15 protein-coding genes and 1 pseudogene are annotated in these 16,379 nt (G+C 71.9%); 11 read left to right on the plus strand and 5 right to left on the minus strand.

Features of this window, described 5'->3' with window-relative positions:
* Positions 1 to 101: 101 nt before the first annotated feature.
* Entirely contained in the window at positions 102 to 431 is a 330-nt protein-coding gene (locus AC0682_RS09870; protein WP_478532027.1) for an antibiotic biosynthesis monooxygenase family protein, read from the minus strand.
* 75 nt (positions 432 to 506) lie between these two features.
* Positions 507 to 923 (minus strand): hypothetical protein, encoded by a 417-nt coding sequence (locus AC0682_RS09875; RefSeq protein ID WP_478532028.1) that lies wholly within the window; start codon positions 921 to 923, stop codon positions 507 to 509.
* A gap of 610 nt (positions 924 to 1,533) precedes the next feature.
* On the opposite strand from AC0682_RS09875, the gene AC0682_RS09880 reads away from it, so the two are divergent.
* From AC0682_RS09880 to AC0682_RS09890, 3 genes are read left to right on the plus strand one after another with little or no spacing between them, the layout of a single operon-like run.
* Positions 1,534 to 2,652 (plus strand): FecCD family ABC transporter permease, encoded by a 1,119-nt coding sequence (locus tag AC0682_RS09880; protein ID WP_478532030.1) that lies wholly within the window; start codon positions 1,534 to 1,536, stop codon positions 2,650 to 2,652.
* Positions 2,652 to 3,440, plus strand: a complete 789-nt coding sequence (locus AC0682_RS09885; protein ID WP_478532032.1) for an ABC transporter ATP-binding protein — start codon at positions 2,652 to 2,654, stop codon at positions 3,438 to 3,440. Before AC0682_RS09880 ends, AC0682_RS09885 begins: the two co-directional genes overlap by 1 nt.
* A 14-nt stretch (positions 3,441 to 3,454) precedes the next feature.
* Positions 3,455 to 4,477 (plus strand): ABC transporter substrate-binding protein, encoded by a 1,023-nt coding sequence (locus AC0682_RS09890; RefSeq protein WP_478532033.1) that lies wholly within the window; start codon positions 3,455 to 3,457, stop codon positions 4,475 to 4,477.
* An 82-nt stretch (positions 4,478 to 4,559) separates the two neighbouring features.
* Here the strand turns inward: AC0682_RS09890 and AC0682_RS09895 are convergent, their stop codons facing one another.
* Positions 4,560 to 5,471, minus strand: coding sequence for an NAD-dependent protein deacetylase (locus AC0682_RS09895; protein WP_478532034.1), 912 nt, complete (start codon positions 5,469 to 5,471; stop codon positions 4,560 to 4,562).
* Between the two features lie 235 nt (positions 5,472 to 5,706).
* Here AC0682_RS09895 and AC0682_RS09900 point away from each other — a divergent pair, with 235 nt between their 5' ends.
* The 8 genes from AC0682_RS09900 to AC0682_RS09935 all read left to right on the plus strand — a co-directional run bounded on the left by AC0682_RS09900 (position 5,707) and on the right by AC0682_RS09935 (position 15,174).
* Entirely contained in the window at positions 5,707 to 5,838 is a 132-nt protein-coding gene (locus tag AC0682_RS09900) for a hypothetical protein (protein WP_478532036.1), read from the plus strand.
* Between the two features lie 309 nt (positions 5,839 to 6,147).
* A complete protein-coding gene (locus tag AC0682_RS09905; RefSeq protein WP_478532038.1) occupies positions 6,148 to 7,218 on the plus strand; it encodes a glycosyltransferase in 1,071 nt (356 codons plus the stop codon).
* An 85-nt stretch (positions 7,219 to 7,303) separates the two neighbouring features.
* Entirely contained in the window at positions 7,304 to 8,263 is a 960-nt protein-coding gene (locus AC0682_RS09910; RefSeq protein WP_478532039.1) for a DUF6895 family protein, read from the plus strand.
* Entirely contained in the window at positions 8,260 to 9,450 is a 1,191-nt protein-coding gene (locus AC0682_RS09915) for a radical SAM protein (protein ID WP_478532041.1), read from the plus strand. The genes AC0682_RS09910 and AC0682_RS09915 overlap by 4 nt, the downstream gene beginning before the upstream one ends.
* Before the next feature lie 2 nt (positions 9,451 to 9,452).
* Positions 9,453 to 10,400: a DUF6895 family protein gene (locus AC0682_RS09920; protein ID WP_478532042.1), complete on the plus strand. Its 948-nt coding sequence runs from the start codon at positions 9,453 to 9,455 to the stop codon at positions 10,398 to 10,400.
* A complete protein-coding gene (locus AC0682_RS09925) occupies positions 10,385 to 11,857 on the plus strand; it encodes an MFS transporter (protein WP_478532044.1) in 1,473 nt (490 codons plus the stop codon). The genes AC0682_RS09920 and AC0682_RS09925 overlap by 16 nt, the downstream gene beginning before the upstream one ends.
* Before the next feature lie 183 nt (positions 11,858 to 12,040).
* Complete coding sequence (locus AC0682_RS09930) at positions 12,041 to 14,191, plus strand: prolyl oligopeptidase family serine peptidase (protein ID WP_478532045.1); 2,151 nt, start codon at positions 12,041 to 12,043, stop codon at positions 14,189 to 14,191.
* Positions 14,192 to 14,772: 581 nt separating this feature from the next.
* On the plus strand, positions 14,773 to 15,174 hold the full coding sequence (locus AC0682_RS09935) for a hypothetical protein (RefSeq protein ID WP_478532066.1): 402 nt from the start codon (positions 14,773 to 14,775) through the stop codon (positions 15,172 to 15,174).
* Between the two features lie 44 nt (positions 15,175 to 15,218).
* Here the strand turns inward: AC0682_RS09935 and AC0682_RS09940 are convergent.
* A pseudogene (locus AC0682_RS09940) lies at positions 15,219 to 15,314 on the minus strand (hypothetical protein); the annotation flags it as partial.
* Positions 15,315 to 15,321: 7 nt separating this feature from the next.
* The coding region (locus AC0682_RS09945; RefSeq protein ID WP_478532046.1) for an IS3 family transposase at positions 15,322 to 16,379 on the minus strand (1,058 nt) is incomplete at its 5' end.

A 16,379-nucleotide genomic window follows, 5' to 3' on the forward strand; every position in this document is an offset into this window, starting at 1 on the left:
GTGTTCTTTGTTTTTTTTTTTCCCCCCCCCCCCCCCCCCCCCCTCCCCTCCCCCCCCCCCCCCCCCCCCCCCCCCCCCCCCCCCCCCCCCCCGACGCTGTGCTACGAACCGACGGGCCCGGCCTGCTGTACGACCTCGAAGGACCACACGGTGGACCCGCTGGCCGCCGGCTTCGGACGTTCGCCGCCACCGGCGCCGCCGCCCTGGTGCGCCGCCTTCATCGGGCCCTCCATCCAGGCCTGGAAGGAGGCCTCGTCACGCCAGCGCGTGTAGACGAGGTAGTTGTCCGTGCCCTCGACGGGCCGGAGAAGCTCGAACCACTCGAACCCGTCGGAACCCTCGACGGCGTGGGCCCGGGACGCGAAGCGCTTCTCCAACGTCTCGCGCTGTTCCCGGGGGACGGTCAGTACATTGATCTTGACTACGCTCATGGCCTCATCCTGCCGTACCCCGCCGGACGGGAGGGGCAGCGGCCCGGCGCGAGCCCTCGCCCGGCTCTGTCCCGGCTACTCGGGCTGGGCCACGGTCAGCGACCACCGTATGCCCCCGTGCGAGGCGTCGACCCCCACACCGAACGAACCCCCCGGCACCACCCCGGGGTCCATGGACACGGAGCCCACCCCCGCGCTGCCCACGGGACAGTCCACCGTGAACGCGGCCACCCGAGCCCCCTGCGAATCCATCGTCACCCGCACATCGCCGCCGCCCTCGCAGGCCACCGTGAGCACGGTGTGCAGTCGGTCCGAGGCCCCGCCCGACACCACGCCACCGTCGCCCGTCCACTCCGGCACCCACACCAGGCCGTCCGGCCCGGGATGGGGAAGGAGCCCCCCGGTCGCCGCCGCGGCAGGGGCGAGGCCCGCCCCCGCGAGGCCCAGCACCGCCAGCAGCGCCACAGACGCGGATCTCCGCACACTCGTCATGCTTACTCCTCAGCCACAGGGTCAGGAAGCACAGCGTGGCACTGGAGCAGGCCGTTGCGCGCGAGTACGCGTACTCATGACACCGGCTCACGAACATGACCACGTTTCCCCGGTCGATCCCGTCCTTCTCGCCGGCAGCCCCCGGGACGGCCTGCCGGTGCGGGAGGGCGATCCGGCGGACGGCCGGGTCGAGGTCCAGGACCCGCACCGGCAGGTCCTGAGCCACCCGTACGGCGATCTCCGGCCCACGTGGACCGTGAACCAGTCCTCCCCCCCCGGCCGGCACCCGACGCCGGTCGCGCAGGGACCCGCCCCGAGACCGCAGGGACCGCCCCGGACCGCAGGGATCCGTACCGCCGCCCAGGGCCCTGAGGGCGCGGCGCACGCACACGCTAAGCTGCGACTTCCCCACGGGGGAAGTCCGGTCGAAGTCCGGCGCTGACCCGCAACGGTAGGCGGAGCCACTGGTTCCGCGAGCCCGATCACCCGTGGCGGAGAAGGCTCCTGACAATTCGCCGTGGACTGCGAAGGGTGCTGCGCGGGCGGCCTCCGCCCGGGGCTGCTCCGGTTTTCGCGCAGGCGCACGGCCCGAGGCGAAAGCGACCGGCCTGTGGCCACGTCCGTCGACCACGTACCCTCCCGACCCTCCCGACCCCCGCGTCCGGCGCGCCTCGACGCCGCCCCGCCCCCGCCCCGGCGCATACCGCTGCCGGTCCTCCTCACCGGCCTCGGCCTCGCCCTCCCCTTCTCGCTCCTCTGCGGGGCCGGGCTCGGGGCCTCCGGCCTCTCCTGGGCCGAGGTGGTGCGCTACCTGTGGGCCGGACTCGCCGGCGGGGCCATCGGCCCCGACGAAGTGGCGGCCTACACCATCGTCTGGGAACTGCGTCTGTCGCGCGCCGTGCTGGCCGCGATCGTCGGGGCCGGCCTGTCGGCCATCGGCGTCGCCGTCCAGGCCATGGTCCGCAACGCACTCGCCGACCCGTTCGTCCTCGGGATCTCCTCGGGGGCGGCGGTCGGTGCCAACGCCGTACTCATCTTCGGGGTGCTGGGGGCGCTGGGCATCTGGGCGCTGTCCACGGCGGCGTTCGTCTCCGCGCTGGTCGCGATGACGCTCGTGTACGCGGTCGCCCGGACCGAACGCGGACTGACCCCGCTGCGGCTCGTCCTGACGGGGACAGCGATGTACTACGGCTTCTCGGCCGTCACCACGTTCATGGTGTTCGCGGCCGAGCGCGGCGAGGCGGCACGCTCGGCGATGATGTGGCTCCTCGGCAGCCTCAGCGGCGCCAACTGGGGCTCCGTACCGATCGCCGCGGGAGCGGTCCTCCTCGGACTCGCGTATCTCGCCTGGTCGGCGCGGCGCCTCAACGCCCTCGCCATGGGCGATGAGACTGCCGCTGCCCTGGGGGTGGACCCCGGAAGACTCCGCAGGGAGCTCTTCCTCGTCGCCGCGGCCGTCACGGGGGCCGTCGTCGCGGTCAGCGGAGCGATCGGCTTCGTCGGCCTGATGGTCCCGCACGCCGCACGGATGCTCGTGGGCGCGGACCACCGCAGGCTCCTGGCCGTCGCACCGCTCGCCGGAGCCGTCCTGCTGATCTGGGTGGACGTCCTCTCGCGCGTGGTGCTCGCCCCGGCCGAGCTCCCCGTGGGCGTCCTCACCGCCGTCATCGGCGTCCCCTGCTTCATCCTGCTCATGCGCCGCCGGACCTACTCCTTCGGAGGCATCTGATGCGGATCGACATCGACGCGCTGACCGTCGAGGCCGCCGGCGCGCGGCTCGTCGACGAGGTGACCCTGACGGCGGGGGAGGGGCAGCTCGTCGGCCTGGTCGGCCCCAACGGCAGCGGCAAGTCCACCCTGCTGCGCTGCGTCTACCGGGCCCTGCGCCCCACCTCCGGAGCGGTCCGCATCGGGGGCGACGACCTCCACGCCCTGTCCACCAAGGAGGGAGCCCGCCGACTGGCCGCCCTCCCGCAGGACGCGGTCGCGGAGTTCGACTTCACCGTGGCCGAGATCGTGGCGATGGGACGGATGCCGCACCAGGGCCCGATGGCCCGGACGACGGACGAGGACCGCCGCCGCTGCGAGGAGGCGCTGAGCGGGGTGGGCGCGGCCCACCTGGCCGAACGCGGCTTCCTCACCCTCTCCGGCGGCGAGAGGCAGCGCGTCCTGATCGCCCGCGCCCTCGCCCAGGAACCCCGGGTCCTGGTCCTGGACGAGCCGACCAACCACCTGGACATCGCCCACCAGCTGGAGATCCTCGCCCTGGTCCGCGGCAGCGGCCTGACCGTGCTCACCGCCCTGCACGACCTCAACCTCGCGGCCCTGCACTGCGACCTCGTCCACGTCATCGCCCGCGGCCGGATCGTCGCCTCCGGAGCCCCGTACGACGTCCTGACCACCGAACTGCTGGCCGAGGTCTTCGGCGTACGGGCGCACCGCGTCGCCCACCCCGAGACCGGCGTGCTCCAGCTGCTCTTCGACCTCCCGCCGACCAGCCCCACCACCACCCCCTGAGGAGCCCAGCCACCATGCCGAACCCCACCCGCCCCGCCGCCTTCCTGCTCGCCGCCGCCCTGGCCCTGACCGGCTGCGGCGCGGACGTCACCACCCGGGCCGACGGGAAGGAAGGCACCGCGGAAGCCGACCGGCACTACCCGGTGACCGTCGAGAACTGCGGCGAGAAGAGGACCTACGCCAAGGCGCCGCAGCGCGTCGTGACCAACGACGTCGGCATCACCGAGATCATGTTCGCCCTCGGCCTCGAAGGCCACATGGCCGGATACGTGATGCCCGACGACAAGGGCGACATGACGTCCGTCCCCTGGAAGGACGGCTACAACAAGACCACGTGGCTCTCCAAGGAGCGCATCAACAAGGAACTGGTCCTCGACGCCAACGCCGACCTGGTCTTCGCGGGGTGGAACTACGGCTTCAACGAGGGCGAGGGCTTCACCCCCGCCGAACTGAAGCGCGTGGGCGTCGACTCGTACCTGCTGAGCGAATCGTGCCGCAACGGACAGGGCAAGGCCCGCGGAGTCATGCCGCCGCTCGACGCGCTCTACACCGACCTGCTGAACCTCGGGAAGATCTTCGACGTGGAGGACCGGGCCGAGGCCCTCGTCACGTCCTTCCGGAAGCAGGTCGCCGACGCCCAGGCCGAGGCGCCGAAGGGCGAGGGCCGCCCGCGCGTCTTCCTGTACGACGACGGCAAGGACAAGCCGCTGACCTCGGGCGCGTACGCCGGACCGCACGACATCATCACCAAGGCCGGCGGCGACCACATCATGAAGGACCTCAAGGACAGCTGGACGACGGTCGGCTGGGAGACGGTGGTCGACCGCGATCCCGAGGTCATCGTCATCAACAACTACGGTGACACCACGGCGGACCAGAAGCGGGCGTTCCTGAAGTCCTACAAGCCGCTCGCCAACGTGTCCGCGGTCAAGAACGACCGGATCGTCGTGCTGGACTACGTGGACCTGGTGGAGAGCCCGCGCAACCCCGCGGCCGTCAGCACGCTCGCGAAGGACCTGAGGAAGTTCGCCCGGTAGCCCGGGAGGCCGGACACCGAAGGGGCTGCGGAGAGCCGAAGGGACTCCCGGAACCGTGCTGCCCCCTCACCCCCGTACCCCCTCACCCGGGCTCGGTCCGGGCGGCCGTCTCGTCGACGGGGATCCCCAGCCGACCCGCCACGGTGGTGAGGGCGGCACCGAGGGGGAGCGCGATACGGGTCACGGCATGGCGGTCGCCCCGGGTCGGGTCGCGGTTGACGATCAGCACCGGCTGCCCGGCCTGCGCCGCCTGGCGGACGAACCGGAGTCCCGACATCACCGTCAGCGAGGAGCCCAGCACGAGCACGGCGGTCGACCGGCGGACCAGTTCGCGGCAGTGCTCGACCCGCTGCGGTGGCACGTTCTCACCGAAGAACACGACGTCGGGCTTGAGGATGCCGCCGCAGGACGTGCAGGGCACCACACGGAAGTCCCCGACCTGTTCGTCGGTGAGGTCGGCGTCACCGTCCGGGTTGACGGCGGCGGCGACCGGCGCGAAGCCCTCGTTCGCCTGCTCCAGCCGCCGGGCCAGTTCGCGGCGCGGGCTGAAGGTACGACAGGTGAGGCAGACCACCCGGTCCAGGCCCCCGTGGAGCTCCACCACGCCCTCGCTGCCGGCGGCCTGGTGCAGACCGTCGACGTTCTGGGTGATGACACCCGAGAGCAGCCCGTGCCGCCCGAAGGCGGCCACGGCCCGGTGCCCGGCATTGGGACGGGCCCGGCCGAAGGTGCGCCAGCCGAGATGGCTGCGCGCCCAGTACCTCCGGCGCGCCCGGGCATCGGCGACGAAGTCCTGGTACGTCATCGGGGTGTGCCGACCCAGGCTCCCGCCCTCGCCCCGGTAGTCGGGAATGCCCGACTCCGTGGAGATGCCCGCCCCGCTCAGCACGAGCACACCGCCCCTGCCCAGGGCGTCGACGACCGGCTGCGGGTCCGTGGTGCCGGGCGGCGGCTCCCCGGTGGGGGTCCAGCTCAGAGTGGGGCGCATACGCATGCCCCCAGGGTACGTAGCGACCTCGTCCGACGGCTCGGCCCCGGAGCGCCGAGTGGCGCGGAGCGTGCCGTACCGCCCCGGCACACGCCGCACCGCTCCGGAGGTCCGTAGCCGCTGTTTCCGGGCCCTTTACCGGTGTCGGCGCGGTGATGTGGCGTTGCTATACCGGGGATTCATACGTTCTTCTCCAGGCGGTGCCGGTGTGGTCGGCGCCGCAATCGGAGGAGGATTTCCCATGTCCGAGAACGAGAAGAGCGCGGGTCCGGTCGAGGGCGAGCTGGAGGACTTCGAGGTGGTCGCCCACAGCGAGGAAGAGGAGGAAGAGGCGGGTATCTGCATCACGAACAACAGCGACATGCTGCAGTAACCGGGCGCGTCGGTTTCTGTTCACGGCGCGGGCTCCGGCGCCCGGCGGTGTTCCGGGCGCCGGAGGCCCGCTGCCGTGACGTGCTGCGTGGCCCGCGATCGGGCCGGTCGTTCTTCACCGTTCACTCGGGCGGGTTCCGAGTATTCGGTCAGGTTCCGATTTCGGGTGGTTGGCGGGTGTGCTGTGAACGTTCTGCTGTGTCCGCTGAGTGACGGCGGATTTCTCTATCCCACGATTGCGGTGGGGCGGGAACTGGCATTTCGGGGACACCAGGTCGGTGTATTGGGGCGGTCCGATGTGGAGCCCCTTGTGGCGAGCGCGGGGCTCCCGTTCACGGCGGCGGAGAACTTCGGGGGACGGCGGGCCTTCTCCGCGGCATGGTGGGGGCGTACGGGGCTGGAGCAGTACCGGGCGACGGTGCGGGCGGCCCGTGAGTTCGGTGCCGACCTCCTGGTGACCTCGGTGTTGTGCAACGGAGCCCTGCTCGCGGCCGAGGCCCTGGACATTCCCGTGGTGGTGGTCGGCCTCTCGGTGCACCTGTGGGAGTACGCGGCGGGTGGCGAGGGCGAACCGCCGCTGGGCCGCAGCCGGGGGAACCGCACGGAGGAGATGCGCCGGCTGTACGCGCGGGTGCGGGAGGAGGCCGGCCTTGCGGCGGGCGGCCCCCGTCGGGGGAGCAGCCCGTTGCTGGGCGACGCGCTGCTGCTGCGGGGCGACCCGGTGCTGGAGTTCCCCGGGGCCCGGTTGCCGGAGCGGGTGTGGCACGTGGGGCCTCTGGCATGGGAGCCGGCGGCGGACGCTGCGGAGGTCGAGGAGGTACGGGAGCTCCTGGCGCGGACGGACAAGCCCGTGGTCTACGTACACCTGGGGCGGGTCTTCGAGGGCGCGAGCCGGTGGCCCCATCTCAATGAGGCTTTCACCGGCGGACGGTTCCAGGCCGTGGTCGAGCAGGGGCGCTCCCCGCACCCCGAGCCTGCGCCGGGCGCGGACATTCTGCCGGTGCGCAAGCCCTGGATGGGGCCGCTGATCGACATGGCCGACCTGGTGGTGACCAGCGGGACGTCCGCACCGGTGCTGGCGGCTCTGATGCGTGGCCGGGCTCTGGGGGCTTCTCCCAACGGGTCCGAGCAGCCGCTGCTGACGTGGGCGTGTATGCGGGCGGGTGTGGCGGCGCATCTGCCGAAGACCTCGCCGGGGCTGTGGCCTGGGTTGCTGGAGCAGGTCTGGCGGGATGAGGGCCTGCGGTCCCGGGCCGGAGAGCTGGGCCGCGGGCTCGCGGCGGTGGACAGTGCGGGCCGGGCGGCCGACATCGTCGAGGCGGTGCCCCGGCGACCTGGGGATTCGAAGGAGGAGCATGATGAGGCGATCACCCGGCCCTGACACGGCCGGCACGACGGACGCGACCGCCCGGCCCGGTGGGGCCGATGCGGTGGGCGGACCCGGGGAGACGAAGACGGCCGTAGCCGTGGCTGTGGAACGTCTGTCGGCGGGTGCGCGGCAGTGGGTGGGGGCCAGTGCGGCGTACCTCAACTCCCCTGAAGCGCTGGCCGTGTTGCCGACGACCCCGCGGACGAAGGCGTTGTTGCAGTTGGCGCTGGTGTGCCGCTACTGGGAGAAGGCCGCTCCGGACGAGGCGGGGCTGGGGCACGTACGAGGTGTGGTGGAGGAGGCCGGACGAGCCCCGGACTTCCTCCCCTTGATGGCCGGGGACCCGGTGAACGCGCGCCCCTTCCAGCTGGTGTGGGCGGCTCTCGCACCGCCCGGGGTGACCGGAAGGTGGCGGCGCGGTGCGCTGGAGCGGCTGACGGCCGAGGGCTATCTCGCGCCGGGCCGCAAGTCGCCCTACCTGCACCTGGGCACCCGCTTCTACGCGGATCTCGCGGGCGTCGACCACCAACTGGCGCCGTATCAGGAGCTGTATGCCGCCAGTGTGCTGGCCCGGGCCGACACACTGCCGGTGGCGGCCCTGGACGTCTGCGAGATCACGGACACGGTCTTCCACCTCAGCGACTACGGCTTCGGGGACCGGGGCCTCGGCTTGGAACGGGAGCCCTGGGGGCGGGCATGGGATGTGGTCGACCGGCTCACCGGCCACTGTGTGCGCGAGGGGGAGTGGGAGTCGGCCGCGAAGCTGGTGCTCGCCCAGTACTGCCTGGGTATGGACCCGTTGCGGACCCCGTCCGGGGCGGCCGGTATCCGGATGCTCGCCCGGGTCCAGTCGCCGCTGGGCGCGATACCGGGAAAGTCCGCCGCCCGGTCCGCCCCGGCGACCGCGCCCGCCGGGCAGTACTTCCGGTGGGCCTACCAGGCGACGTTGGTCACCGCGTTGACGATGCTGATCGTCAACTCCGGCCGGACCGCCGGTCTTCCCCCGGCCCCTACCGCACGTGCTGCCGACACCGCATCGGTCGAGGGGGCACGATGAGTGAGCACCAGGTCGCCCTGGCCGACGGCGCGCGTCTGCTGGAGGGAAAGCGGAACTGGTGGTTCCTGGGGCGTGGCGGGATCGCCCGTCTCGGCGCCGGGCACCTGACCCCGCAGGGGTCTCTGCGGTCGGAGACGGAACACCGGCTGCGTGAACGTGGCCTGTTCTCCTCCCCGCCCGTCCGTTCCTACGCCCTGACCGTCCTCACCAGCACCCACTGCAACCTGGGGTGCGGGTACTGCTTCCAGAACACCGCCCAGGACACGGCCGGCGGCAGCCGCCCACCCAGAATCGCCAGGGCACGTCTCACCTCCCCCACGATCACCTCGATCCTCGGCTTCACAGAGCGGCAGATGGCCGATGCCGGCCTGGAGCGGTTACGGATCCTGCTCTTCGGAGGCGAGCCGCTGCTCAACCCGCGCGGTTGCCTGGAACTGCTGGAGCGCGCGGCCGGCATCGGCATGACATCGGCGTGGATGATCTCCAACACCACACTCCTGACCCCATCGCTGGCCCGGAAGCTCTCCGCTCTCGGGCTGGACCTGGTCCAGGTCACCTTCGACGGTGACCGTGCCGACCACGACCGTATCCGGGTCAACCGGGCCGACGGCGGCGGGACGTTCGACAGGATCGTCCACAACATCGTCCGGGCGGGTGAGGCCGCCCCGCTGCGCTGGACGTTGCGGGTGAACGTCTCCCAGGAGACCTTCCACGGCATCGACGCGCTCATCGACCGGCTCGCGGGAGCGCTCGACCCGGCCCGCTGTGCCCTGTACTTCGCCCGGGTCGGTGACGTGGGCATCGGATACGCCAACGACCTGCTGCACACGGGAGAGCTCTCGGAGCACTTCACCCGATGGCAGCGGCGGGCACTGGAACTCGGGTTCGCGGTCAGCCGCCCGGGCGCCCGTCGCCCGTGCCGTACGTGTGGTCACACGGGCGGCCGCTACGGGGCGGTGATCAGCGCGGACGGGACTCTGGCCAGCTGCTGGGAGACCGCGGGCAAACCCGACTGGGAGGTCGGGACGGTCACCGGCGGATACCGGCCCGGCACCAAGACCGGTGAGCGCTGGGTCTCCTGCGAGGACCTCTACCGCTTCGACGAGGACGCCCGGACCCTCGCGGGCTTCCGGGACTCGGTGGACGCGGCCCTGCTGGACTACCTGGACGAGACGGAGCGCCTGTAGCCATGCCATCGTCTCTCGACCAGCTCTCCGCCCGTGCGTTCGACTGGCTGGGAGGGAACCTGGACCGCTTCGACCCGTACGCGCCGGACTCTGCCGGATCGCCGCCGCACCTGCGGGCCAAGGCCGTCATGGAACTGGCGCTGCTCTGCCACTGCGCGGCGCGTCTGCCGGACCCGTCCGACGGCCGGCTGGAGGAGGCGCGGGCCCTGTTGCGCAGGCTCTGGCAGCAGGAGGACTTCCCCGGGCTCTTCGACGCGCACCCCGGGGCGGCCCCCTCCTACCCGCTGGCCTTCGCCGCGCTGGCCCCCGCAGGAATCGACGACACGGTGGCCCGGGGAGCACTGGCGAGGCTGGCACCCGCAGCCCTCACCTCATCCGGCAGGCCACCCCTCAAGCGCCTGGAGATCCGCTACTACGCGGACAAGGCGGGTGTACGCCACGGGATGGAGCCGTACGCCGAACTCGCCGCGCTGAGCCCGCTGGTGACGCTGCCCGCCGTACCGCTCCCGGACACCGTGTCACCGGACACGGTGCCGCTGACGAACGCGGAGGGCTACTCCCTCACCCACGCTGCCTTCTACCTCGGTGACTACGGCCAGGCGGCCCCCCACCTGACGGGCGATCGCCTGTCACGTGCAAGGGATCTGGCCGACCGGATGCTGGAGCACTGTGTCGGCCATGAGCGGTGGGACCTGGCGGCGGAACTGGTCATCACCCAGTTCATCCTGGGGCTGGAGCCGCTGGATACGCCCTCGGGGGCGGCGGCGGTGGAGTGCCTGGCGCGGGCCCAGCGGCCCGACGGTGCGATCCCCGGACGGTCGGCCGCGTCGAGGGCACCGGACTCGGCTCCGGCCGGGGAGTTCTTCCGTATGGCGTACCACACGACTCTGGTGACGGCTCTGATGGGACTGGTCGTGTTGTCGGGGAGGCGGACATGGCATCGCGTCTGACTCTCGTCAGCCCCGATTTCACGCGGCTCTGGTTCGGGCAGGCCGTCTCGTCCCTGGGGGACATGGTCTTCAGCACGACGCTGATGCTGTGGGTGGCCACGGTGCTGGCGGGGGAGGAGACCTGGGCACCGGCGGCGGTGAGCGGTGTGCTGGTGGCGGGGGGCACGGCCGTGCTGGTCGTGGGCCCGATCGCGGGTGTCTTCGTCGACCGCTGGGACAAGCGCCGCATCATGCTCGGTACCGAGGTGCTGCGTGGGGGGCTGGTGGCGCTGCTGACGGCTGTGGCGTTCCTACCGACCGATGCGCTTCCGGCGGGGGTGTGGCTCGCCCTGGTCTACGGCACGGTCCTGCTGCTGCACGCGGCCGCCCGGTTCTTCGCACCGGCCCGTTTCACGATCATCGCGGATCTGCTCAAGGGGGACGCGGACCGTGCCCGGGCGGCGGGCATCACCCAGGCGACCAGTCAGACGGCGCTGATTTTGGGCCCGCCGCTCGCCGCGCCGCTGTTCTTCACGCTGGGCGTGCAGTGGGCCCTGCTCTTCAACGCGCTCTCCTACCTGGTGTCGTACCTGGCCATACGCTCGGTCCGGATCCCCCCGCCCCCGAAGGCGTCCCCCCGGCAAGGCCCTTCCCCGAAGGAGCCGGCCGCCGAGGGGGGCGGTGCGCAGGACAGTCCCGCAGACGCCGCACCCGCGGGCAGCCGTCGTTCCGGGGTGCTCACGGAGTTCGTCGCGGGTCTGCGGTTCTTCGGGCGGAGCAGGTTCCTGGTCGCGCTGCTGGTCTTCGCCGTGATCGGGCAGTTCGGGGTCGGTGCCCTGAACACGCTCAACATCTTCTTCACGACCGGCAATCTGAACATGCCGGCTCATCTTTACGGCTACGTCGGTATGGCGATCGGGGCGGGCGGCATCATCGGCGCGTTGTGTGCGGGCCGGGTGGTGCAGTGGATCGGGGCACGGCGGACCACCTGGACGGGCCTGCTGGTGAGCGGCGTCCTGCTGATCGCCTACTCCCGGCAGAGCACTCTCCTGGGCGGTCTCGCTCTGCTGGTTCTTTTCACGATCCCGATCACCATGCTGAACACGGCGATGGCGCCGCTGCTGCTGACCGCCGCGTCTCCGGCTTTCCGGGGGCGGGTCGTGGCGGTGTTCCAGCCGATGACGCAGGTGGCGTCGATGCTCGCGGCGGCGCTGTCGGGTTGGCTGGCGGGGGCGGTGCTGCCGGGTTTCGAGAGCTCGGTGGCAGGCCTGCGGTTCGGGCCCGTCGACATGATTCTCGCGGTGGCCGGGCTGGTGGTCCTGCTGTCGGGCTTCTACGCCCGGCTGGCGCTCCCGGAGACGGGTACGGCCCGGCCCGCCCAGGAAGAAGAGGAGGCGGACGCCGGGAAGACCGGGGCCGGAGGTACGGGTGTGCCGACAGCCGCCGTACCACCGGAGCCACGCCCGGACCGACCCTAGGGCCCCTCGCCGCCCCTTTGCCGGCTGGTCCGGCGCCCGGTGCACCCGCTGGTGGCTCTCCCGTACGTATCGGACGGCACACGCGCACCGGGGCCGTACCACCATCACCCATCAGGTATCCACCGGACACCACACGGCCGACCACCCGCCCTGTTCACCCGTCACACCACCAGGGAGCATCCAGTGACCTCCGCCGCCCGCCCGGCATCCCGCCGCTACCCTCATGCGGACCGCCAGGACATCGTCGAGGAACTCCACGGCCTGCCGGTCTGCGACCCCTACCGCTGGCTGGAGGACGCGCACGCCCCCGCGACACGCCGCTGGAGCGAGGGACAGCAGGCCCTCTACGAGGCGGAGCGGGCGGCCTGGCCGGGTCTGGAGCGGTGGGAGGAGGAGGTGGCGGCGCTCACCGCTGTCGACCGCGCCTCACCACCGAGGTCCCGGGGCGGCAGGCTGTTCTGGCTGCGGCAGGACGCCGTCCAGGAGCACCCGGTGCTCATGGTGCGGGAGCCCGGCCCGGGCGCGGCGGAGCGGGTCCTGTTGGATCCTCATGCCCTGGACCCTTCCGGGCGGACGGTGCTGGATGCGTGGCAGCCGTCTGTGGAGGGTGATCTGGTGGCTTGTCAGCTGTCCCGGAACGGGACGGAGGATTCGGTGCTGTGGGTGATGGAGGTGGCTACGGGGCGGACGGTGGACGGGCCCGTGGACCGGGTGCGGAAGTCCTCGGTGGGCTGGTTGCCGGGCGGGCGGGCGTTCTTCTACGTCAGACGGCTCGACCCACGGCTGAACCCCGGTGAGGAGCGGTACCACCGCCGGGTGTGGCTGCACCGGCTCGGGACCGCCCCTGACACCGACGTGCTGGTGTTCGGCGAAGGGCGGGAGAAGACCCAGTTCTACAGTGTGGCGGTGACGGCCGACGGCCGGTGGCTGGCGATCCGGGCCACGCCCGGCACGGGCCGTCGTAGCGAAGTCCATCTGGCCGATCTGACCGTCGGCCCGCCCGAGCGCCCGGTGCTGCGCCCGGTCCAGGAGGACCTGCCGGCCGCGACCCGCCTGCACGCTGTGCCGGGCACCGGCCCGCAAGACCCCGTGTGGCTGCGGACGGATCACGGTGCTCCCCGCGGCCGGGTCCTCGCCGTCCGTCCGGCCGACCTCCATCTGGGCCCAAGAGCGTGGCGCGAGGTGATTCCCGAGCGCCCCGACGCGACCCTCACCCACCTCACCGTCCTCTCCGGCCCTGGGCCGGAGTGCCCCTTGGGTGTGGTGGCGTGGAGCCGTCGTACGGTGGCGGAGGTGACGGTGCACGACCTGACCGACGGCACACAGCTGGCGACCGCTGTTCTGCCCGGGACCGGCGCGGTCGGTGATTTCTCGCCCGGGGAGTACGGGAGCTTCGAGGCCCACTTCACGTACACCGACTTCGTGACCCCGCCTCAGGTGCTGCGTATCGACGCGCGCACCGGTCGTGTGGTGCGGTGGGAGCACGGCCCGCGCCTCGCCCCGAGGGCCGTCGGCGCGCACACTCGGCAGATCACCTTCCCTTCCCGGGACGGCACGCGGGTGGGGATGTTCGTGATCTCCCCGACGGGCCGTCCGGACCTTCCGCGCCCGCTCCTGCTGACCGGGTACGGGGGTTTCGGGCAGATCATGTCGCCCCGGTACCGGGCCCAGGTCCTGGCCTGGGTCAGGGCGGGCGGTGTCTTCGCGTGGGCGGGGCTGCGTGGCGGCGGTGAGGAGGGGGAGGGGTGGCATCGGGCCGGGAGCGGGGCGCACAAGCAGAACACCTTCGACGACTTCGCCGCCGCCGCCGATCATCTGCTGGCCTCGGGCTGGACCGAACCGGGCCGTATCGCGATCATGGGCACGTCCAACGGCGGCCTGCTGGTCGGCGCGGCTCTCACCCAGCAGCCCGGGAAGTACGCCGCTGTCGTGTGCCGGGCCCCGCTGCTGGACATGGTCCGCTACGAACGGTCGGGCCTGGGCCCGAGCTGGGTCCCCGAGTACGGCTCCGCCCACGACCCCGGCCAGTTGCGGACGCTGCTCGGCTACTCCCCCTACCACCGCATCACCCCCGGCACTGCCTATCCGGCGGTGCTGCTGACCGCCTCCCAGGGTGACACCAGGACCGACCCGCTGCACGCACGCAAGATGTGCGCCGCCCTGCAGCACGCCACCACGAGCCCCGCCCCGGTTCTGCTGCGCCTGGAACACGGCGTGGGCCACGGCGCCCGGTCCCTGTCACGGGCGGTCGCCCTGGAGGCCGAGTGCCTGGCCTTCCTGGCCCACCAGGCGGGCCTGCCCGCGCCGCAGGGCCCGGAGGGGATCACACCATGAGGTTCGGGTGCCGCTCCTGGTGCCGGGCGCAGTAGCCTGCTGGAGACGTCGGGAGGCGTGGGTTTTCGGGGGTGGTGAGGCAGGGGAGCCCGGGGTGTGACCGGGCGCCTGACCTGGCGCATGCAGGGGTGCGGTGAGCGCGATGCGGCCCGTGGCGGATCATGTCGCGTGGTGCTGCGGACGGTCCCGGGGCGTGTGGCTGCCCGGCAGCTGCCGGCCCGCAGCCCCTGATTGTTCCGTGCCCCGTGCCCCGTGTGCCGCTCTCGCCGGACACGCGGCGGATGCCTCGTCGTGCGGTACGCCGGCTTCCTCGCGGTGACCCTGGCGGGTGCGACAGGCGGCGGGGGTTCGATGTTCCTGCGGTTCCAGGGCGTCGGTCTGCCCCAGGGCGTCACCTTAGGGAACCGGCCAGGCGTGGCCCCCTGCCGGGCATCGCCCTGCGCTCGGTACGTTGACCGGGAAGATCCTGGACTCGTCCCCTGGTGATTCGGGCGTGGGTGGCCCGCACGCCCAGGTTCGAGGCGTTGCCGAAGGCCGTCCGACATCTGCCGGGCGGCTTTTCGTGTGTTCTTCTCTTGCCCATGTCATTCGACTGCCCGGCCCCCACGATTCCGGAGCTGGTGGAGTGGACGCTGCGTGAGTCCGGCCTCGGTGCCCCGAAGTCGAACCGCTACGGCAAAGACAGCGACCCGCTGATCGCGCCCACCGCGTCGGCGGCCGTGAAGCTGGGTCTGACGGAGTGCCTGGAGGGCCCTGGTCAGCGCCGTTCCCTGCGCCTGCCGGAGGACCATCCGGTGGTCAAGCAGGTCGCGCAGGCGAAATGGCAGCTCACGCAGCGTGGTTTCGGCCCGTGGGCGCGGATCCACCGCAAGGCGCAGGGGCGCGAGCGGCAGTGTGCGCAGCTGGTGGTCTTGTCGTGGGACGCCCTCGATGCCCGGTCCCGGCCCGGCGTCGCCGACATGGACCCGGCTGGCGTCGCGTAGTCGAGTGCGGAGTGCAGGCGTTCCTCGTTGTACCAGGCGATCCCCTGGAAGATCGCCCGTTCGACCTGGTCGACGTCCTTCCAGGGACCCCGCATCTCGACCAGCTCAGCCTTGAAGGTGCCGTTCAGCGCCTCGGCCATCGCGTTGTCATACGAGTGCGCGACCGATCCGACGGAGGCGGAGGCACCGATGTCGGCGAGCCGGTCGGTACACCGAATTGCATCCGCCTCGCGACCCGCGATCGCTGTGGTGTACCCGTCCGGAGTCCTTCTTGATCCGGCGCCGCCAGAGCGCCATCTCCAGCGCGTCCAGAGGGAGTTCGGTCCGCATGTGGTCCGCGACCTGCCACCCGACGATCATCCGCGAGTACACGTCCAGGACGAACGCCACATACGCCCACCCCGACCAGGTGCGGACACAGGTCATGTCCGCCACCCACAACTGATCAGGCCGCGAGGCGGTCAAGTCGCGGTCGACCAGGCCCGACGGACTCGCCGCCGACGGTTCCGGAACCGCGGTCCGACGCCGCCGGCCACGGATGGCGCCCTCCACGCCCAGCTCGGCCATCAGCCTCCCGCCGGTGCAGCGGCCCACCCCGTGGCCCTTGCGCCGAAGCGCGCGGGTCATCCGGCGGACCCCATAAGTGCCGCCCGACTCCGCGTGGACCTCCCCGATCAGCGGCATGAGCTGCTCGTCCCGGCGCCGACGGGCCGACTTCGGCCGCTTCATGCGGGCGAAATACGTCGACGACGACAGCTCCAGCACCCGGCAGGCAGGATCGACCCCAAGGCCCCTCTCGCGTACGTGGTCGATCACCTGCTCGGCCTCGTCCGGGGACGGTCGATCCCCTGGGCAAAACGCCGAGGCGGCTTTCAGGATCTCGTTCGTCCGCCGCAACTCCGCTACTTCTTTGTGGAGTTGCTTGAGCTCGTCCAACTCGGCGGTGGTGAGCCGGCCGTCCTGCTCCCCGCGGTCGGCCTCGGCCTGCCGAACCCAGCCGCGCAGGGCCTCCTTGCGGATGCCCAGGTCGTTCGCGGCGTGCGCGACCGGGCGGCCGGTGGCGCGGACCTCACGGATCGCGCGCTCGCGGAGTTCGTCCGGATACCAACGGGGTGCGGGTCTGTCAAACGAACGGTGTAGCTGGGGTGGTTGAGGGTTACTGCTGGGCTGCGGAGAGGCGGCCGTCGAAGGTGATGTCGAAGGCG

It is taken from the genome of Streptomyces sp. NPDC043746, from assembly GCF_056436485.1.